Annotated in this window: 11 protein-coding genes and 6 pseudogenes; 8 read left to right on the top strand and 9 right to left on the bottom strand. The window is 66.5% G+C overall.

Annotation, left to right across the window (positions count from 1 at the left end; genetic code table 11):
- Window positions 1-39: 39 nt before the first annotated feature.
- The 4 genes from ROV93_RS14255 to ROV93_RS14240 form a co-directional block, all read right to left on the bottom strand.
- Window positions 40-411, bottom strand: coding sequence for a DUF423 domain-containing protein (locus ROV93_RS14255; RefSeq protein WP_061480384.1), 372 nt, complete (start codon window positions 409-411; stop codon window positions 40-42).
- A gap of 105 nt (window positions 412-516) precedes the next feature.
- Window positions 517-1,590, bottom strand: a complete 1,074-nt coding sequence (locus ROV93_RS14250; protein WP_005415686.1) for an SRPBCC family protein — start codon at window positions 1,588-1,590, stop codon at window positions 517-519.
- 235 nt (window positions 1,591-1,825) lie between these two features.
- Complete coding sequence (locus ROV93_RS14245) at window positions 1,826-2,467, bottom strand: response regulator transcription factor (RefSeq protein WP_006424175.1); 642 nt, start codon at window positions 2,465-2,467, stop codon at window positions 1,826-1,828.
- Window positions 2,467-3,663 carry a sensor histidine kinase gene (locus tag ROV93_RS14240; RefSeq protein WP_072166929.1) on the bottom strand — a complete coding sequence of 399 codons (1,197 nt, stop codon included), beginning with the start codon at window positions 3,661-3,663 and terminating at the stop codon, window positions 2,467-2,469. The genes ROV93_RS14245 and ROV93_RS14240 overlap by 1 nt, the downstream gene beginning before the upstream one ends.
- Before the next feature lie 151 nt (window positions 3,664-3,814).
- Between ROV93_RS14240 and ROV93_RS14235 the strand changes: the two genes are divergently transcribed.
- The 5 genes from ROV93_RS14235 to ROV93_RS14215 are packed head-to-tail and all read left to right on the top strand — an operon-like array spanning window position 3,815 to window position 6,836.
- Window positions 3,815-4,411, top strand: a complete 597-nt coding sequence (locus tag ROV93_RS14235; protein WP_005415684.1) for a GNAT family N-acetyltransferase — start codon at window positions 3,815-3,817, stop codon at window positions 4,409-4,411.
- Window positions 4,357-5,202, top strand: coding sequence for a septum site-determining protein MinC (minC, locus tag ROV93_RS14230; RefSeq protein WP_049413254.1), 846 nt, complete (start codon window positions 4,357-4,359; stop codon window positions 5,200-5,202). Before ROV93_RS14235 ends, minC begins: the two co-directional genes overlap by 55 nt.
- 35 nt (window positions 5,203-5,237) lie before the next feature.
- Complete coding sequence (gene minD, locus ROV93_RS14225; RefSeq protein ID WP_072166930.1) at window positions 5,238-6,047, top strand: septum site-determining protein MinD; 810 nt, start codon at window positions 5,238-5,240, stop codon at window positions 6,045-6,047.
- A gap of 2 nt (window positions 6,048-6,049) precedes the next feature.
- Window positions 6,050-6,310: a cell division topological specificity factor MinE gene (gene minE, locus ROV93_RS14220; RefSeq protein ID WP_005408532.1), complete on the top strand. Its 261-nt coding sequence runs from the start codon at window positions 6,050-6,052 to the stop codon at window positions 6,308-6,310.
- 46 nt (window positions 6,311-6,356) lie between these two features.
- Window positions 6,357-6,836: a hypothetical protein gene (locus tag ROV93_RS14215; protein WP_072166931.1), complete on the top strand. Its 480-nt coding sequence runs from the start codon at window positions 6,357-6,359 to the stop codon at window positions 6,834-6,836.
- Window positions 6,837-7,062: 226 nt separating this feature from the next.
- On the opposite strand, the gene ROV93_RS14210 is transcribed toward ROV93_RS14215, so the two are convergent.
- From ROV93_RS14210 to ROV93_RS14200, 3 genes and pseudogenes are all read right to left on the bottom strand, one after another.
- Window positions 7,063-8,307 carry a DUF819 family protein gene (locus ROV93_RS14210; RefSeq protein WP_072166944.1) on the bottom strand — a complete coding sequence of 415 codons (1,245 nt, stop codon included), beginning with the start codon at window positions 8,305-8,307 and terminating at the stop codon, window positions 7,063-7,065.
- A gap of 138 nt (window positions 8,308-8,445) precedes the next feature.
- Window positions 8,446-10,524 carry a S9 family peptidase gene (locus ROV93_RS14205; protein ID WP_072166932.1) on the bottom strand — a complete coding sequence of 693 codons (2,079 nt, stop codon included), beginning with the start codon at window positions 10,522-10,524 and terminating at the stop codon, window positions 8,446-8,448.
- A 231-nt stretch (window positions 10,525-10,755) separates the two neighbouring features.
- Window positions 10,756-12,718, bottom strand: a pseudogene (locus tag ROV93_RS14200) (oligopeptide transporter, OPT family).
- Window positions 12,719-12,917: 199 nt separating this feature from the next.
- On the opposite strand from ROV93_RS14200, the pseudogene ROV93_RS14195 reads away from it, so the two are divergent.
- Window positions 12,918-14,064: pseudogene (locus ROV93_RS14195) on the top strand (heparan-alpha-glucosaminide N-acetyltransferase domain-containing protein).
- 79 nt (window positions 14,065-14,143) lie between these two features.
- Window positions 14,144-15,899: pseudogene (locus tag ROV93_RS14190) on the top strand (oligopeptide:H+ symporter).
- Window positions 15,900-15,955: 56 nt separating this feature from the next.
- Here ROV93_RS14190 and ROV93_RS14185 read toward each other — a convergent pair.
- Window positions 15,956-17,938: pseudogene (locus ROV93_RS14185) on the bottom strand (prolyl oligopeptidase family serine peptidase).
- Window positions 17,939-18,100: 162 nt separating this feature from the next.
- A pseudogene (locus tag ROV93_RS14180) lies at window positions 18,101-18,733 on the bottom strand (LysE family transporter).
- 138 nt (window positions 18,734-18,871) lie between these two features.
- On the opposite strand from ROV93_RS14180, the pseudogene ROV93_RS14175 reads away from it, so the two are divergent.
- A pseudogene (locus ROV93_RS14175) lies at window positions 18,872-19,774 on the top strand (LysR family transcriptional regulator ArgP).
- Window positions 19,775-19,812: the final 38 nt, after the last annotated feature.

The following is a 19,812-nucleotide window of genomic DNA, read 5'->3' as shown; positions in this document are numbered from 1 at the left end:
ATCGCATCGGCATGGATCGGAGCGACAGCCCTGCGAACGTCACCGCCTCAACGCATTGATCGCCAGCAACACCCATCCGGCCATCATGCTGGTGCCACCGATCGGCGCCATCCGCGTCGGCCACTGCCACAACGCCCCACCCATCAGGCTGCCGGAAAACAGCAGGACACCCAGCAGCAGCACGTACAGCGCCAGGTGTGCGATCGCGCCCTGCGCGCGCGGCCCAAGCGCCACCAGCACCGCGCCATGCGCGAACGCATACAGCGCCGCCATGTTCAGATGCTGCTGCGCCAACGGGTCGGCCACGCCATGCGATGCATAGGCAGACAGGCCGATCGAGGCGGCAGCCAACAGCGCCCCCAGGCAGGCCAGCAGGGAAGGCTTACGTGCGCGACGTTCCAGATTGAACATGAGGGCTCCTTGCGCAGCGCCCCTTGCCGGGCGCCGGATGAAAAAAAAACGCGCCGCAATGAGCGGCGCGTTTTCGTGTCCAACACTACATGGGTCAGCCGGGGATTACTTGACGGCCCAGTAGATGTCGTAGGTACCTTCCGGGGTGAACGACTTGTCGATGCCGTCCTTCCAGGTTTCGTACGGACGGTCGATGACTTCGTTGCCCGAGGTCACGGCCCAGGCACGCAGGCCGTTGCGCGCCACGTCCAGACCCGCCATGTGGCCGGTGTAGGCCGCATGCGCCGAACGGTGCGGAGCAACGTGCACGTACTTGACCGGAGCGCCGCCGTCGATCTTGACGGTCAGCTCGTCGGCAGCAGCACCTTCAGCACCCTTCTTCTTCACCGGCTGGGCAATGTCGAAGGCGTACTTCTCCTGGCCGAAGTCGGTGGTGATGATGCGGAACGGACCGGCAGCTTCAAGGCCATTGGCCTCCATCACGCGCTTGATCCACTCCTGGTTGTCCTTGATGGACTTGGTGATGGTGTCCTGACCGCGGTCCACGTTGCCGGCGTTGACCACCAGCAGGTTCTCGGCCGGCACTTCAACGATGGCCAGGTCGGTCAGCGGGGCTTCCGGCGTGCGGTAGTCCACGTTCGGCACGGTTGCGAGCATGTTGGCCATGCGCGACAGACCCATCTTGATGTCATCGCCGATCTGGCGGCTGACATACAGGCCGGCGTAACGGCCGAACAGGTCGAAGCCGTACTTCACCGAGTAGTCCTGGGTGATCTTGACGTTGCGACCGCCCTTGCCGGTCGGCTCCAGGTTGAAGGTGGTGACCTTGTCGTGACCCTTGGTGGCGTCCTCGATGGCGATCACAACACGCTTGTTCTCTTCGGCTTCGGTGATCTTCCAGGAACCGGTACCCAGGTCCTTGGAGGTGAAGTCGAGGGTGGCACCGACACCCGAGGCCGGGCCGGACAGCTTCAGGTCAACGGCGGGATCGCGCAGTACCAGCGGGTTCCAGTCCTTGAAGCGGCGCAGGCTGCTGACCGTGTCGTACACGATCGTCATCTTGCGGTTGGTCTCGATGCTTTCGGTGATGTGACGCTCGCCCGGCAGACATACGCCAATGATGACGAACAGGCCAGCCACGATCCCCAAGGCGATCAGGAACTCGATAATACGGGTCATTCAGAGAGTCTCCGGGGCCGATCCCACGGCCGGGTTGATTGAAGCGAAGCGCCAATCCTAGCAGGCTTCGCGGGCATTGTTTATCGGGATTGGCGCACCGGTTTCCCTGCCGGCTGCGTATTTGTATGGACAAAGGATTCGAAGGGTAACGCATACCGCTACCCGGCAAGTAGGGGGCAACCCTGGCGGAAACCCCGGACTACGACCCAAGTCTTTGTACTTGAAAGATTTTTTCTCAGACCAGCTGGAGTTCGAACGCCTTCAATACGGCACGCGTACGGTCGCGCACACCCAGCTTGGAAAGGATGTTGGACACGTGGTTCTTGATGGTGCCCTCGGCGACGCCCAGCGAATTGGCGATCTCCTTGTTGGAGAAGCCACTGGCCATCAGCCGCAGGATCTCGGTCTCGCGGTCGGTCAGCGGGTCCGGGCGGTCCAGGCTGACGAATTCATTGCGCATGTGCTCCAGGCCGGACAGCAGGCGCTGGGTTACCGCCGGCTGCACCAGCGATCCCCCGTCGGCCACGGTGCGGATGGCACCGACCAGCTGTGCCAGGGTGACGTCCTTGAGCAGGTAGCCCTTGGCACCGGCCTTGAGCCCGGCCAGCACCAGCTGGTCGTCGTCGAAGGTGGTGAGGATGATGGTCGGCGGCAGCTGTTCCTGCCGCGACAGCACCTGCAGGGCCTCCAGCCCCGACATCACCGGCATGCGCATGTCCATCAGCACCACGTCGGGGCGTACCTGGGGGATCAGCTCGACCGCCTGCCGGCCGTCGCCGGCCTCGGCCACCACCTCGATGCCGTCGTCGAGCGCCAGCAGGGAGCGGATTCCCTGCCGCACCAGGGTTTGGTCGTCGACCAGGCAGACGCGAATCATCAACGCACTCCTTCAGGAACCTTGGTAAGGGCCGCCACCAGCACCGTTGCCGGCACCGTCGCCCGCAGCCGGAAACCCTCACCGGGGCGGGTTTCGATCTGCAGCTGGCCACCGCATTGTTGCAGGCGCTCGCGCATGCCGCGCAAGCCGTTGCCCACATTGACCATATCCGCGCCGACGCCGTCGTCGCGGGCCTCGACCACCACCCGATCGGGGGCTTCACGGTACACCTTGATCCACAGGTGGCGGGCACTGGCATGGCGCACCGCGTTGGTGATGATCTCCTGGGTGCAGCGCAGCAGTACGTGGGCCCGCTGCGGGTCCTCCACGTTCAGCGGATCCTCGATCTCCAGCTGGATGTCCAGCGAGGGCACGTTCTCGGTCAGCGGGCGCAGCGCCGCAGCCAGATCGATCGCGCCGGTCTCGCGCAGCTGGCTCACCACCTCGCGCACGTTGCCCAGCAGCAGCTTGGCCAGCGCGTGCGAGCGCTTCACGTGATCGAGGGCCTGGCCCTCGGCCAGGTGCCCGGCGACCTCCAGGTTCAGGGTCAGCGCGGTCAGCTGGTGGCCCAGCAGGTCATGCAGTTCGCGCGAAATGCGGGTGCGTTCGTTGACCCGCGCGCTCTCGGCCAGCAGGGCGCGGGTGGCGCGCAGTTCCGAATTGAGCCGGCGCTGCTCGTCGCGGGCCTCGGTCTGCTGCCGCGCGACCAGGCTGGTCACGAAGATGAACATGGAGAAGCCGCCGTACAGCAGCGACTGCATCACCGCTTCGAACAGCGGGAAGCGCAGCAGCAGGTAATAGACCGGAGCCACGGCCAGCTGGCTGACCAGCAGCCACAGCACGCCCAGCCGTACCGACAGCATCCACGGAATGACCCCGGCGGCCACCATCATCAGGATGCTGCCCAGGCCCGACCCGCTGAGGAAGCTGACCCCCAGCGCCGAGACCGTCAGCAACAGCAGCAGGCCGCGGTCCAGCCAGCTGGTGTGGCTGTCGCTGCGCAGGATGCGGGTCAGCCAGTAGTAGGCCGTGCCGAAGGACAGGTAGGCGACGAACAGCAGGATCGCCCAGCCGCCCATGTCAGCGCGGCTGTGCAGGTTCTCGAACTGCGAGTACGCCAGCGGCAGGCCGACCATGACCCAGGTGAACAGGCCGGCCAGGCGGAGGACGCGGGTATGGCTGAGGACTCCCAACATGCCAGCACTCTACGGGCCCGGCCTGCATCGCGCACTCCCACGGAAGTCATGCCCCTGCGGTCGCCTGTTCATGCCGCAGCCCACCCCGGGCATGCAATAATCGTGCGCAGGGTCCCTTGATGGACCAACCGCGTTACCCCACGGAGTCACAATGTCGATTGTCATCCGCGACGTGCGCGAGCACGAGCTCGATTCCGTCCTGGCTTTGAACAACAATGCTGGCCTGGCCATCCTTCCCCTGGATGCGGCCCGCCTGCGCCTGTTCTATGAAACTGCTGAATACTTCCGCGTCGCCGAGCGCGACGGCAACCTGGCCGGCTTCCTGATCGGCTTTGGCAGCGACAGCCAGCACGACAGCAGCAATTTCGCCTGGTTCAAGCAGCAGCTGGACACCCCGTTCTTCTATATCGACCGCATCGTGGTCGCCAGCCGCCGTCGTGGCGGCGGTGTCGGCCGTGCGTTCTATGCCGACGCGCAGAGCTTCGCCGAGCTGCGCTACCCGCAGATGACCTGCGAAGTCTTCCTCGACCATGGCGCCGATGCCGCCCTGCTCTTCCACGGCAGCTTCGGCTTCCGCGAGCTGGGCCAGAACACGATGCCGCAGGTCGATGTGCGCGCCAGCATGCTGGCCAAGGAACTGTGCAGCTACCCCTGGGTCAAGGAGACCTACGGCGGCAAGCTGCCGGATGTGGCATGGACACGCGCACGGCAGCTGCCGGCGCAGGCACAGCGGCCGACGGGGACCTGAGCGTGGCGGTGAATTTCGATTACGAACAGGCCGGTGAACTGAAGATCGGCCAGGTGGGCATCGCCAACCTGCGCATCCGTACCCTTGATGTCGAACGCCTCGTGCAGGAAATGCGCGAGCGCGTGACCCGCGCCCCGAAGCTGTTCGGCCGCGCCGCGGTGATCCTCGACTTCGGCGGCCTGAGCCAGGTGCCGGATGTGGCCACCGCGCAGGCGCTGGTCGACGGCCTGCGCAGCGCCGGCGTGCTGCCGGTGGCGCTGGCCTATGGCACCAGCGCGATCGACCTGCTCTCGCAGCAGCTCGGCCTGCCGCTGCTGGCCAAGTTCCGCGCGCAGTACGAGCGTGCCGAGGCCGAACCGGCCCCGCCGCCGCCTGCACCGGAGCCGCGCCGCGCAGCCCGTGCCGAACCGAAGCCGGCCCCGGCAACGCCGGTGGCCAAGGTGGCCGACGCGGCTGCACCGAAGCCGGGCCGCATGCAGCTGGGCAACGTGCGTTCGGGCCAGCAGCTGTACGCGGAAAACTGCGACCTGACCGTGATGGCCACCGTCGGCGCCGGCGCCGAGGTCATCGCCGATGGCAGCATCCACATCTACGGCACCCTGCGCGGCCGCGCGCTGGCAGGGGCCCAGGGCAACACCGCGGCACGCATTTTCTGCCGTGATTTCCATGCGGAACTGGTCGCCATTGCCGGCCATTACAAGGTACTGGACGATGTCCCGGACAACCTGCGCGGCAAGGCCGTGCAGGTCTGGCTGGAACAGGACCAGATCAAGATCGCTGCGCTGGACTGACGCAGCCCCCAAACAGAATCATCAGGAGAAGTCCTTTGGCTGAAATCATCGTAGTCACCTCCGGCAAGGGCGGCGTCGGCAAGACCACTTCCAGCGCGAGCCTGGCCTGCGGCCTGGCGCGGCGCGGCAAGAAGGTGGCGGTGATCGACTTCGACGTCGGCCTGCGCAACCTCGACCTGATCATGGGCTGCGAACGCCGCGTGGTGTATGACTTCGTCAACGTCGTGCACGGCGAAGCCACCCTCAAGCAGGCCCTGATCAAGGACAAGCGCTTCGACAACCTGTACGTGCTGGCCGCCTCGCAGACCCGCGACAAGGACGCACTGACCCAGGAAGGCGTGGGCAAGGTCCTGAAGGACCTGGCCGCCGACGGCTTCGAGTACATCATCTGCGACTCCCCGGCCGGCATCGAGAAGGGCGCCTTCCTGGCGATGTATTTCGCCGACCGCGCGGTGGTGGTGGTGAACCCGGAAGTGTCGTCGGTGCGCGACTCCGACCGCATCATCGGCCTGCTCGACTCGAAGACCCACAAGGCCGAGTCCGGCCAGGACGTGCCGGCCTTCCTGCTGCTGACCCGCTACACCCCGGTGCGCGTGGAAAGCGGCGAGATGCTGAGCATCGCCGACGTCGAGGAAGTGCTCGGCCTGAAGGCGATCGGCGTGATCCCCGAATCGGGCGACGTGCTCAACGCCTCCAACAAGGGCGAGCCGGTCATCCTGGATGTCGAATCCGCTGCCGGCCAGGCCTATGAAGACGCCGTCGCGCGCATCCTCGGCGAAGAACGCCCGATGCGCTTCACCAACGTCGAGAAGAAGGGCTTCTTCAGCAAGCTGTTCGGAGGGTAAGCATGGGCCTGTTTGATTTCCTCAAAGCGAAGAAGACCACCGCCGAAACCGCCAAGAACCGCCTGCAGATCATCATCGCGCAGGAACGCAGCCACCGCGGTGGCCCGGACTACCTGCCGCTGCTGCAGCGCGAGCTGCTGGAAGTGATCAAGAAGTACGTGAACATCGACGTCGATGCGGTGAAGGTCGACCTGGTGAAGGATGGCCAGCACGACGTGCTGGACATTTCCGTGGCGCTGCCCGAAGGCCCGGACAAACCCTGATCCCCTGCCCCGCCCGTGCCTGCATGGGCGGGGCTGCCTGACCCGCATGACCGATACGACAACCGCCGTGGACATCACCTGCGTGGGCGACATCGCCTTCGCCGACGCGCAGCGCCTGCTCGCCGCGCATGGCCTTCGGCTGCACCACGTGGCGCCCGGCGAACCGATTCCCGGCAGTTACTGGGGCGAGCCAGAGGCCGGCATCATCGCCAGCAACGTGTACGTGCGCGATGACACGCCCGTGCACTCGATGCTGCATGAGGCCTGCCACCTGATCGTACTGCCACCGGAGCGGCGTGCGCAGGTGCATACCGATGCCACCGACTCGGTGGCCGAGGAAGACGCGACCTGCTACCTGCAGATCGTGCTGGCCGGGCAGCTGCCCGGTGTCGGCAGCCAGCGGCTGATGGCCGACATGGATGCCTGGGGATATACGTATCGGCTGGGATCTACGAAAGCGTGGTTTGAACAGGACGCCGAAGACGCGAAGGCGTGGTTGATCGAACGCGGATTGCCGGTGGCGTAAAGCCGCGGGCGCGGTTGACCACGGGCGCGTGGCGACGCGCCGGACCTTGCGGCGCCCCTCTTTTCACTCGGCGCGGTTTGAACAGGACGCCGAAGACGCGAAGGCGTGGTTGATCGAACGCGGATTGCCGGTAGCGTGATGCATCGGTAGTGCCGGCCGCTGGCCGGCAACCAGGTGATGCTTCACGGGTTCATGAGGTTGCCGGCCAGCGGCCGGCACTACCCCATCAGCCCTGCCCGGCCAGCGTCCGCAAGGTAATGCCGACGATGTAGGCCAGGTACGTGCCGGTGGCATAACCCATCGTTCCCAGCAGCACGCCGACCGGCGCCAGGGCCGGATGGAACGCCGCGGCCACCACCGGCGCCGAGGCTGGGCCACCGATGTTCGACTGCGAACCGATGGCGAAATAGAAGAACGGCACCTTCAGCAGCTTGCCCAGGCACCACAGCAGCACGATGTGCACGCTGATCCAGATGATGCCCAGCAGGAACAGCCACGGGCGATCCAGCAGCGCCAGCAGATCCATCTGCATGCCGATGCAGGCGATCAGGAAGTACAGCAGCAGCGAGCCCAGGCGCGATGCGCCCGCACCTTCCAAGTTGCGCGCACGGGTGAAACTGAGGCTGAGGCCGAGCGTGGTCGACAGCACCACCACCCACACGAACGGCGCGTCCAGGCTGAACTGCGCAGCCCAGCTGACATTCGCCTTGAACCACGCCGCCAGCGGTGCGCCAATGGCGTGAGCCAGGCCGACACCGCCGAAGGCCACCGCCACGATCAGCATCAGGTCGGTGAGGCTGGGAATGCGCTCGTGTTCGGCCTGGAAGCGCGCGATGCGCTCCTTCAGCTCATCGATGGCCGAGGTATCGGCGCCACTGCGCGCGTCGATCTTCGCCGCGCGCCCGGCCAGGAAGATCAGCGCGGCCATCCATACGTAGCCGACCCCGACGTCGACCACCGCGAACTGTCCGAAGGTGGTCGCATTGACGTCGAACACTTCACGCATCGCCAGCATGTTGGCGCCGCCACCGATCCAGCTGCCCGCCAGCGCGGCCATGCCGGCCCAGGTGTCGCCGGCCACGGTTTCCGGATGCACGGCACGCATCAGCAGGAACGCCACCACCGCACCGAGCATGATGCTGGCCGAGGCCCCCAGGTACATCAGCACCAGCTTCGGGCCGAGCCGCAGGATGCCCTTGATGTCGACCGCAAGGGTCAGCAGGATCAGCGCCGCCGGCAGCAGGATGTCGCGCGCGATCGGGTTGTAGAGCCGGGTGTTCTGCCCGTCGATCAGGCCCACAGTGTTGTAGATGCCGGGAATCAGGTAACACAGCAGCAGTGCCGGCACGAAGGTGTAGACGCGCTTCCACAGGCCCTGCTCCCCCGAGGCGGTCCAGAACACGGCGCCAAGGGTGGCGGCGATCAAACCGAAGACGACGATGTCGTTCTGGATCAGGGCAGTCGAAGGCATGCAGGCGCTCTGGTAGAGCCGGCCGCTGGCCGGCTGCTGTGGGCGGCAGATCAGGAAGGCGTGGACCAACGGTCGGCACCCACCGGTAACGCAGATGGTGAAACAAATGCGCCGCGCCTAAGGGCGGCGCTGCAATCATCAATTGCCGATGTGCTGCTTCAGCCAGGCATTGACGGTGTCATGCCACAGGATGCTGTTGTTCGGCTTCAGCACCCAGTGGTTTTCATCCGGGAAGTACAGGAACTTCGATTCGATGCCCTGGCGCTGGGCGGCGGTGAATGCGGCCAGCCCCTGCTCGACCGGAATGCGGAAGTCCTGCTGGCCGTGGATGACCAGGATCGGCTTCTTCCAGTCCGCCACGTGGTTGACCGGGTTGAACTTCTCGTAGTTGGCGGCCTTCTGGTACGGCGTGCCGCCCTGTTCCCACTCGGTGAACCACAGTTCTTCGGTGGCGTAGCCCATCATGCGCTGGTCGAACACGCCGTCGTGGTTGACCAGGCACTTGAACGGGCCGTTCCAGTTGCCGGCGATCCAGTTGACCATGAAGCCGCCGTAGCTGGCGCCCAGCGCGCAGGCCTTGTCACCGTTGAGGAAGGCGTACTTCTTCAGCGCCGCATCCCAGCCCTTCTGCAGGTCTTCCAGCGGGCGGTCGCCCCAGTGCTGGCTGATCGCATCGGTGAATGCCTGGCCATAGCCGGTGGAGCCGTGGAAGTCGATCATCACCACCGCGTAGCCCTGGCCCGCGTAGGTCTGCGGGTTCCAGCGGTAGCTCCAGCCATTGCCGAAGCTGCCCTGCGGGCCGCCGTGGATCAGGAACGCCACCGGGTAGGACTTGCCTTCCTGGTAGTTGTGCGGCTTGACCACGTAGCCGTGCACGGTGTCGTTGTTCCAGCCCTTGAACTCGAACTGCTCGTAGTCGCCGAAGGACACGTCCTTCAGCACCTCGCCTGCGGCCGGGGTCAGCGCGCGCAGTTCGCCGATGGCTTCGCCCGTGGCCGGCAGCAGGCCGACCAGCACCTGGTCGTTGCTCTTCAGGCTGTTGCGGGTGATCGCCACGCTGTTGCCGGCCACGTCGACCGCGGTCACGCTGCCGTCGCCGATCAGCTTGGTGGCCTTGCCGCTGGCCACGTCGATCTGGAACAGCGGGTGTTCGCCGAGATCATCGGCAGTGGTGTAGATGCTGGCGCCGTCGGCGGACAGGGTGATGCCACCGGCCGAACGATCCCACTGCGGGGCAATCTCGCGGGTCTTGCCGCTGGCAACGTCCATCGCCATCAGGCCGAAGCGGTCGGCCTCGAAGCCCGGGCGCTTCATCGCGCGGTAGAACAGCGTCTTGCCGTCGGCACTGAACACCGGGCCGGCATCCCAGGCCGGGTTGGAGGCCGTCAGGTTGACCGGCGCCTGCTTGCCGGCGGCGTCGAAGCGGTACAGGTCGAAGTTGGTCGACCACGGCTCCTGCTTGCCGGCCACGCGGATGCTGGCCACCACGCTGGCGCCGTCCGGCGACCAAACGAAGTCGTCATTGCCGCCGAACGGCTTGGACGGCGCATCACCATCGATGGTCGCGCTCAGCGCCGAAGCGCCCTTGACTGCACCGGCCTTGGCTGCCGGCAGCGGAGCGACGAACAGGGTATTGCGGCGACCGTCGTTCCAGGTGTCCCAATGGCGCACGAACAGCGAATCCCACACCTGGCCGCTGGCCTTGGCGTCCTTCTTTTCCTTCAGCTTCTTCTCGGTGCAGGCCAGGTCCGAGGCGCACGCCTGGAACACGCCGGCGCTGAACAACACGCGGTCGTCCTGCGGCGACACACGGTAGCTGTCCACGTCGACGGGGAAGTCGGTCAGCTGGCGCGGGGTGCCGCCGCTGATCGGCTGCGCGTACAGCTGCTGGCTGCCGTTCCTGGCACTGAGGAAATACACGGTCTGGCCATCGGCCGACAGCGAAGCGGAATTGACGTTCCAGCCGGCCGGGGTGATCTGCTTCGGCGGCGCTGCGTCGCGGGTGCGCAGGTTGCGCGCGAACAGCGCCGTCGAGGCCTTCAGGTTGGCGTCCACGCTGCGCTTGGCGAACACCACGGTGCCGCCGTCAGCGGTCAGTACCGGCGCGGAGACGCGGTCCATGGCCACCATGTCGCGGACTTCCAGGCCGCGGGCAGCGGCGACGCTGGGCAGGGCGGCCAGCAGGCTCAGTGGCAGCAGGGCATGACGCAGTTTCATCGGGGTCTCCGCAGGACGGCAAAAAACCGATGGTAGGCCCGCATGGCCGGGGCTGCCAAGGCCATCGGTCATGGCTGCAGGCGGGCAATCGCCAGAAACAGCAAACCCCGCCGAAGCGGGGTTTTGCGGTAGTGCCGGCCGCTGGCCGGCAACACCAAGGCCCTTGGAGGTTCCGTGGTTGCCGGCCAGCGGCCGGCACTACCCGTTGCACCCAGGGTCAGAGCCCGCCCCTTACGCCTTGGCGTACTTGCCGGTGCGGTAGATCAGCCAGCCGACCAGGAACAGCACGGCCAGGCCGATCCACTGTGCGCCCGGCAGGTGGAACGGCACCGCCAGCACGTCGGCACGGCTGCTGATCACGATCGGAATCGCGATGGCGATGCCCATCAGTGCCTCACCGGTGATCAGGCCGGCGGCAAACAGCACGCCCGGCTTGTGCACGCGGTCGCGGCCTTCTTCGTCATCGGCGCGCACCTTGTGGAAGCGCTCGACCAGATGGGCGATCAGGCCGCCGAGGAAGATCGGCACCATCAGTTCCAGCGGCAGGTAGATGCCGATGGCGGCGGCCAGCACCGGCACGCGGAAGCGCGCGTTGCGTGACTTCAGCCAGCTGTCGAAGGCGATGATGGCAGCACCGACCACAGCACCGATGCCGATGAAGGTCCACGGCAGTTCACCACCGAACAGGCCCTTGGCCACCGAGGCCATCAGGTTGGCGGCGCGCGCAGCCAGCGTTCGGGTGCAGCTCGGACTTCACGCCGATGCCGTAGGCAGTGGCCAGCAGGTTCAGTACCGGAGCCATGATCAGCGCGCACGAGAACGCACCGATGCCCAGCATCAGCTGCTGCTTCCACGGGGTGGCACCGACGATGTAACCGGCCTTGAGGTCCTGCAGGTTGTCACCACCGACCGCAGCGGCGCAGCACACCACCGCGCCGATCATGATCGCGGCCACCGCACCCAGCGGTGCACCGCCGGCACCGACCGGCTTGAGGCCGTCAGCGCCCAGCAGCACGACCAGCACGGCCGAGGCGAACAGGATGGTCGAGATGGTGATGCCCGAGACCGGGTTGTTGGACGAACCGATCAGGCCGGCCAGGTAGGCCGAGACCGAAACAAACAGGAAGCCGGCGACGATCATGATGAGGGTCATCGGGATCGACACGTGCCACTGGCCGACGATGGCCTGATACAGGGCCAGCAGCGGCAGCACGAACGCCACCAGGGCGACCAGCATCCACTTCATCGGCAGGTCGCGCTCAGTGTGCGCCAGCACCGGGCCGCCACTCTTGCGGGCCGCGGCGAAGCCGCTCTTGACGCCGTTGAGCAGCGACTTGCGCAGCGAGATCAGGGTCCAGATGCCACCGATCAGCATCGCACCAACGCCCAGGTAGCGCATCTTCGCGCCCCAGATGGCGAACGCGGCCTCGGTGGAGGAAGCCGCGGCAACCGACGCGGCCAATGCCGGATCGGTGTTCATGAAGAACGCCTGGTAGATCGGAATGGCGATGTGCCAGGTCAGGATCGAGCCGGACACCACCACGATGCCGACGTTGAGGCCGACGATGTACCCCACGCCCAGCAGTGCAGGCGACAGGTTGGTGCCGATGAAGGCGGTGACCTTGGAGCTGCCGACATAGGCCGAGGTGGCCCAGGCGTCCGGAATCAGGCGCATGCCGCTTTCCGCGGCCAGCTTGACGAAGGCGCCGATCACCGCCGACAGGCCCAGGATCTTCAGGCCCGGACCCGGGTTCTCACCGGCCTTGAGCACTTCCGCCGCCGCCTTGCCTTCCGGGAACGGCAGCGGGTCTTCAACGATCATCGAACGGCGCAGCGGCACCGAGAACAGCACGCCCAGCAGGCCGCCCAGGCCGGCGATGCCCAGCACCCACCAGTACTTGAAGTCCGGCCAGTAGCCCATGATCACCAGCGCCGGGATGGTGAAGATCACACCGGCGGCGATCGATGAACCGGCCGAGGCACCGGTCTGCACGATGTTGTTTTCAAGGATGGAGCCACCGCCCAGCAGGCGCAGCACGCCCATGGAAATCACCGCGGCGGGAATGGCGGTGGCGATGGTCAGGCCTGCGAACAGGCCGAGGTAGGCGTTGGCGGCCGACAGCACCACCGCCAGCACGATGGCCAGGGCCACTGCGCGGAAGGTGAGCTGCTTGGGCGCAGCGTCGTGGTTCATGGAAGCCCCTGCTGGCAAAAATCCCTGTCACGCTAGCGTTCAGGGCAGATCAAGTCCAGCGTGCCAAAGGATGGGGGCGTGCGCTGCAGCGCAACGGGCCAACACGTGGCCCGGCAATCGACCGACCCGGCAAAGTCCGGATGGGCGCGCCGCAAATGATATGTTATATCTTAATGCTACCTTGTTCTTACTGCATCGCATGCCCCCTTCCCCCCCCCCTCGCCTGGCCTCCATCGACCAGCTGCGCGGCACCGTGATGCTGCTGATGCTGCTGGACCACGTGCGCGAGACCTTCTTCCTGCAGCACCAGGTGAGCGACCCGATGGATGCAGCGACAGTCTCTCCTGCGCTGTTCGCCTGCCGCCTGCTGGCCCACCTGTGCGCACCCGTGTTCGTCCTCTTGACCGGCCTGTCGGCCTGGCTGTACGGCCAGCGCCAGGCGGATCCGCGCCGGGCCACGGCCGCGTTCCTGCTCAAGCGCGGCCTGTTCCTGGTGGTACTGGAGCTGACCCTGGTGAACTTCGCCTGGACCTTCCAGCTGCCGCCGGACACGCTGTACCTGCAGGTGATCTGGGCCATCGGGCTGAGCATGATCGCGCTGGCCGGCCTGCTGTGGCTGCCACGCCCGGCGCTGCTGATGCTGGCAATCGCGGTGGTGGCCGCGCACAACCTGTTCGACGGCATGCGGGTGCAAGGCGATGGCCTGCTGGCGGTGCTGTGGAAAGTGCTGCATCAGCGCGGCTGGATCGAGGCTGGCGCGCTGCGCCTGCGTACCTCCTATCCGGTGCTGCCGTGGATCGGGGTGATCGCACTGGGTTATCTGATGGGGCCTGGTTCGCCCGCGAGCGCGCGCCGGAGCAGCGCCAGCGCTGGCTGCTGTGGACAGGCTTCGGCGCGCTGGCCCTGTTCGCATTGCTGCGGTTCGCCAACCAGTATGGGGATGCTCCCTGGTCGTACCAGACCACTACGCTGCGCACGTGGTTGAGCATCTTCAATGTCACCAAATACCCGCCGTCCTTGCAGTTCCTGCTGCTGACCCTGGGGGTGGGAATGTTGCTGCTGCGGCTGTACGAATGGCCGCCGCTGGCGCGGCGCTACAGCCGCTGGCCGATATCGGCGCTGCGCCGATGTTCTTCTACCTGCTGCACCTGTACGTACTGAAGGGGCTGTACCTGGCCGCGTTGGCGGCCTGGGGGCCGACCCATGGCGAGCTGTATGCCCTGGATTCGGTCAGCGGCCTGCTGCTGGTGGCCTGTGCGCTGGCGGTGGTGCTGTACCCGCCGACGCGGGCCTTCGCGCGGTTCAAAGCGCGAAGGCGCGATCTGCCTTGGTTGCGATACCTGTGATCGCCCAGGCCAGTCCGGCAATCCACGCATGGCGTGGATCTACTGAAAGCGGATCAGGTCACAGGCCTATAACCGCGCGATGAATTCCACCGCTATCGCTTCCGACGACTTCCTGGGCCACCCCAAGGGCGTCTACGTCTGCTTCTTCACCGAAATGTGGGAGCGCTTCTCCTTCTACGGCATGAAGGCGCTGCTGCTGCTGTACCTGACCAAGTACCACCTGTTCGGCGACAAGGCCGGCCTGGACCTGCTCGGTGCCTACGGTGGCCTGGTGTACTGCATCCCGGTGTTCGGCGGCATGCTGGCCGACCGCTGGCTGGGCATGCGGCGGGCGGTGCTGTTCGGCGGCATCCTGCTGGTGCTCGGCCACCTCGGCATGGCCTTCGAGGGCCGCGCCGCTTACCGGGTAAACGGCGAAGTGGTGCGCGACACCTCGGCACTGGCGGTGACCTACCTGTCGCTGGCGCTGATCATCATGGGCGTCGGTTTCCTCAAGCCGAACATTTCGACCATCGTCGGCAAGCTGTACGCCAAGGACGATCCGCGTCGCGACTCGGGCTTCTCGCTGTTCTACGCCGGCATCAACCTCGGCGCGCTGTTCTCTTCGCTGGTGTGTGGCTTCCTCGGTGAGGCCTATGGCTGGAAGTATGGTTTCGGTGCTGCCGGCATCGGCATGCTGGCCGGCCTGGCGATGTTCCTGTGGGGCCAGAAGTACCTGCAGGGCCATGCCGAACCGCCGCAACCGGCCGCGCTGAAGCAGAAGGTGCTGGGACTGCCGCGCGAATGGCTCATCTATCTGTGCGCGGTGCTGGGTGTGCTGCCGGTGGCGTGGCTGATGTGGGCTGCCGGCAACGGCGCGTTCGCGCTGGGCGGTGAAATCAGCCTGGCGCTGATGCTGATGCTGGTGGTGCTGGGCGGCGTGCTGGTCTGGTTCGCCTGGTTCACCGGCAGCAAGTGCACGCCGGTGCAGCGCCAGCAGATGATCGCGCTGATGGTACTGATCTTCCTGGCGCTGGTGTTCTTCACCATGTACGAGCAGTCCTACGGCTCGTGGGTGACCTTCACCGACCGCCTGTTGACCAAGGACATCGCGCCTCGCTGGTGATCACCGGCGGCACGCCGCTGCCGTGGTCGATCCTCTCGCTGCTGCTGGCACCGCTGGGCTTCGTGATCAGCGCGCGGCTGTCCGAGCGCCGCCCGGGCTCGTCTGCACCGCGCACGTTCTTCGCCGCCATCGTCGTGCTGATGCTGGTGCTGCTGGTGCGCGACTGCCTGGTGATCCCGCAGACCGCCGGCTCGCTCACCTATCTCGGCGGCCTGTTCCTGGTGCTGCTGGCGCCGTCTTCGCCGCGCTGTGGACGTGGATGGACCGCCGCGGCTGGGAGCCGGGCAAGCCGGTGAAGTCGGCCTGGGGCCTGGTGATCGGCGCACTGTCGTTCTTGCCGCTGCTGGCACTGGCGGCGCAGCAGGTGGGCGCCACCGGCGAGATGGCCAGCGTGTGGTGGCTGGTGCTGGCCTACTTCCTGCTCGCCAGCGGCGAGATGTGCCTGTCGCCGGTCGGCCTGTCGGCAGTGACCCAGCTGGCCGTGCCGCGGGTGATGAGCCTGATGATGGGCGCCTGGTTCCTCGCCACCGCATTCTCGGAGACGCTGGCCGCGCTGTTCGGCAAACTGGCCGCGATCGAGGTGCCGGAAGGCGAATCGCTGGACATGGTGGCCGCAGCCGGCGCCTACGCGCACCTGTTCTGGCTGCTGATGTGGATCGGCCTGGGTTGCGCACTGGCGGCCTTCATCGCCGCACCGCTGCTGAAGAAGATGATGCACGGGGTGAAGTAAACCCCGCGCTTGCGGAAAACCAGGGCGGCGGAACGTTCATCCGCCGCCCTGTCAGCTCAGGGCGCCTTGTCCTTGCCGGTCGCAGGCGCGGCCGTCGCGGTCTTGCCACCCAGGCTGCGCGCCAGGAAGGCCAGCAACTTGTCGTAGTACTCGCTGCGATGGGCCTCGGTGTAGAAGCCGTGGCCTTCGGTCTTGTAGTACAGGCTTTCCACCGGCGTGCCGGCGCGCTTGAGCGCCGCTTCCATGCGTTCGGTGTGCTGGATCGGCGCGCGCTTGTCCTCGCCACCGGCGGCCAGGAACACCGGCACCTTGATCCGTTCGGCCAGGTTCACCGGCGACACCGCACCCAGCTTGGCCGGATCCCCCAGCCATTCGCGCAGATAGGTCACGCCTGAACCCCGGTCCTGGATGTCGCCGCGGGTGTACATCATCGGCAGGTCGTAGACCCCGACATAGCCCGCCGCGCACTGATACAACCCGGGTTCGCGGGCGGCACCCATCATCGCCGAGTAGGCCCCGTAGCTGGCGCCGTAGATACAGATGCGACGGCCGTCGGCGATGCCTTCGCTGATTGCCCAGCGGGTGGCATCAGTGACATCGTCCTGCATTGCCGCGCCCCACTGCTGCGCACCGGCCTGGGTGTGGGCCGGCCGTAGTTGCCCGAACCACGGAAGTTGACCTGCAGCACGGCATAACCGGCCGCGGCCAGCATCTGCGTTTCGCGGTCGTACTGGCCGGAATCGAAGATGTCGAACGGGCCGCCATGCGGCGCATCACCACCATCGGCAGGTTGCGCCCGTCGCTGCCGGCCGGCAGGGTCAGGAAGCCATGCAGCGGCAGGCCATCGCGGGCCTTCAGTGCAATCGGCTTCACGCTGGCACTACGGTCAACGTCGATCCAGTCGCTGCGGCTGATCAGGTGATCAGCCTTGCGCGCCACCGTGTCGTACACGTAGAAATCGCCCGGGTTCGAGCCCGACCAGGTTTCCACCAGCACGACACGGCCATCGCGGGTGCTGGAGGTGATGTAGACGGGCCCTCGAAGGCGGCTTCCAGGCTGCGGTACAGGCGCGCCTCCGGCGACTTCTCGTCGAAGAACCGGGTACGCGGCGTATCGCCCAGATACAGCGCCCACCGGCACGTGGGTGCCGGGCCGATGGATGATGCGATACGGATTGACCACCTCGTCGCGCAGCAGCGTGGCACGCTCGCCGGTCTGCGGGTTCCAGCTGACGATCGCATCCGGGCCTGGGCCTGCTCGACGTTGAGGTAGGCCAGGCTGTCATCGGCCGAGAAGCCGAGGGCGGTTTCGATGCGCTTGCTGACCGCCTCGTCGTTGATCAGCTTCCAGGTGTCGCCGCTGCGTTCGCGGAAATACAGCTTGTTGATGTTGTCGCTGCCCGAGCCGTGCACGAAGCGGACCTCGCCGGCGCCATCGGTGGTGAATTCGCCGCGCCGTACCGGCGAAGATGCCACCCGCGCACGGCGGCCGGTGGTCACATCCATGCGATCGACGCGGGTGAACGGATCCTCGGCCAGCGGCCATACGGTCACCAGCACGTTGCGCTCGTCGCCCGGCAGGTCGTCGGCCAGGAAGGCGGCCACTGCTTCGACTTTCTTCGGCTGGATGCGGGTCCCCGGCCTTGCTTTCGACGCGATAGCCGACCAGCAGCTCGCCACGGTTGCCGTTGGCGTCGACGGCATAGAGTTCGCCGGTGGGATTGGGTTGGTCGAGCGAGCCCCACTTCTGGGCCAGGCCGATCAACAGGCGTTCGTTGCTGACCCAGTCGAATTCCTGCGCGTGGTTGCGGCTGGGTGGCCAGAAACTGCCGACCAGCTGCTTGTCCTTCAACCGCAGGATCGCGATCGCGGTGCTGTCCTCCTTCGGCACCGTTGCCGCTACGTACTCGCCCCCGGCGAAATCTTGATGTCGGTGAAGGTCTCCCGGCGCAGGTACTGCGTCAGATCCACCGCCCCCGCGCTGCCTGCGGCAACGCCCCCGATGACGGCCAGTGCGACCGCCAGAATCGTCTTGTGCATCCTTCCCCTGCTCCTGTGGACACCTTGTCCTGGTGGCCGATTCTAGGCAGGGCCATGCCTTTCCCGCCAGAGCCGGAAAAGACGACGGCACCGTTGCCGGTGCCGTCGTTGCCACTACCTTGGAGAGAGAGTCAGGACGTGGGTTCGGGGGCGTGCGCCGGGTCAGTGGACCCCGCGCACCGCCAACATGAGGGCCAGGATGCTGAGGATCACGGCGATGGTGCCGTCGAGCACGCGCCAGGTGCTGGGCTTGGTGAAGCGGCGCCAGCAGGCGTGCGCCGAGGCCCTGCGCGGTCAGCCACAGGCAGCTGGCGGTGACCACGCCGGCGGCGAAGGCCATGCGGGCGTTACCGAAGTTCTCGGCGATCGAGCCGATCACCATCATGTCCAGCCAGAAGTGCGGATTGATCAGCGAGAAGCCGACCGCGGCCATCAGCACCGCGCGGCGGCTGCCGTCGTCGCTGTCAGCCTCGCCCATGCCACCGCCCCCGCGATTGCACGGCGTGCCGACTTCATCGCATACCAGGCCAGGAAGGCGACGCCGGTCCACAGCACGGCGCTGGTCAGCCACGGCAGCGCCGAGGTGAGCGTGCGCAGGCCGGCCACGCTGGCGAAGATGAAGATGGCATCGATGGCCGCGCAGGTGGCGACCACCGGCACGATGTGCTTGCGCAGGATGCCCTGGCGCAGAATGAAGGCGCTCTGGGCGCCGACCACGGCGAACAGGCCGATGCCGGTGGCTGCACCAGAGAACCAGGCACCGAGGCCGGTGCTGGCGGAGATGACCGAGAACATGGGATTCACTGCCTTGTATTGCTTGGGGGGACGGTGCCTCGCGAAGGCGGACAGCACCGGAACGGGCGCTATTGTCGCGCCGCAACATGAAAAAGACGAGCTAAACTTCCTAAATCAACATTAGCGGAGCTTAATTCGATGCGTATCGATCATGCCCAGCTGCGCGCCCTGGCCGCGGTGATCCGCGAAGGCAGCTTCGACCGCGCCGCGCAGTCGCTGAATGTCACGCCCTCGGCCATCTCGCAGCGGGTCAAGGCACTGGAGGACCGGATCGGCCGCCTGCTGGTCAAGCGCGGCACGCCGGCCACCGCCACCGCCGAGGGGCAGCTGCTGGTGCAGCTGGCCGAGCAGACCGCCCTGCTCGAACACGATGCGCTGCACCGGATGGGCCTGGCCGATGAGGATCTGCCCCAGGCCAGCATCCCGGTGGCGGTGAACCACGACAGCCTGGAAACCTGGTTTCCGCAGGCGGCCCACCAGTTCGCGCAGAGCACCGGCACCACCTTGGACCTGCGTGTGGAAGACCAGGACCACACGGTGGAGCTGCTGCGCCAGGCGCGGTGCTGGGCGCGGTGACCACCCTGGACGAGCCGGTGCAGGGCTGCCAGATCCATGCGCTGGGCAGCATCCGCTATGCAGCGACCTGCACCCCCGAATTCCGCGAACGCCACTTCGCCAAGGGCGTGACCGCGCAGGCGCTGGCGCAGGCCCCGGTGCTGGTGTTCAACCGCAAGGACGAAATGCAGTCGCGCTTCGCCCGGCGCATGGCCGGCGACGACCTGCCCAGCACCGCACCGACCTGGTGGATTCCCCCACCGGGCCTTCGTGCAGGCCAACCTCGGCGGACTGGGCTGGACCATGAACCCGCTGCCGCTGGTCAAGCGCCACCTGGACGCAGGCCGCCTGGTCTACGTGCGCCAGCGCGCGTGGGAAGACGTGCCGCTGTACTGGCAACACTGGAAAGGCGACGTGCAGACCATGGCTCTTCTGACCCGCGCGGTGCTGGATGCGTCCTCGGCGCTGATCCGGCGCAAGCGCTGAGCTGCACAGCGACAAGGGCGTGGAGGGATCAAGTCGCT

Origin of the sequence: Stenotrophomonas maltophilia group sp. msm4, assembly GCF_032025605.1 — a bacterium.
Lineage (GTDB): Bacteria > Pseudomonadota > Gammaproteobacteria > Xanthomonadales > Xanthomonadaceae > Stenotrophomonas > Stenotrophomonas sepilia.
This window is presented reverse-complemented; position numbering and strand designations above follow the sequence as displayed.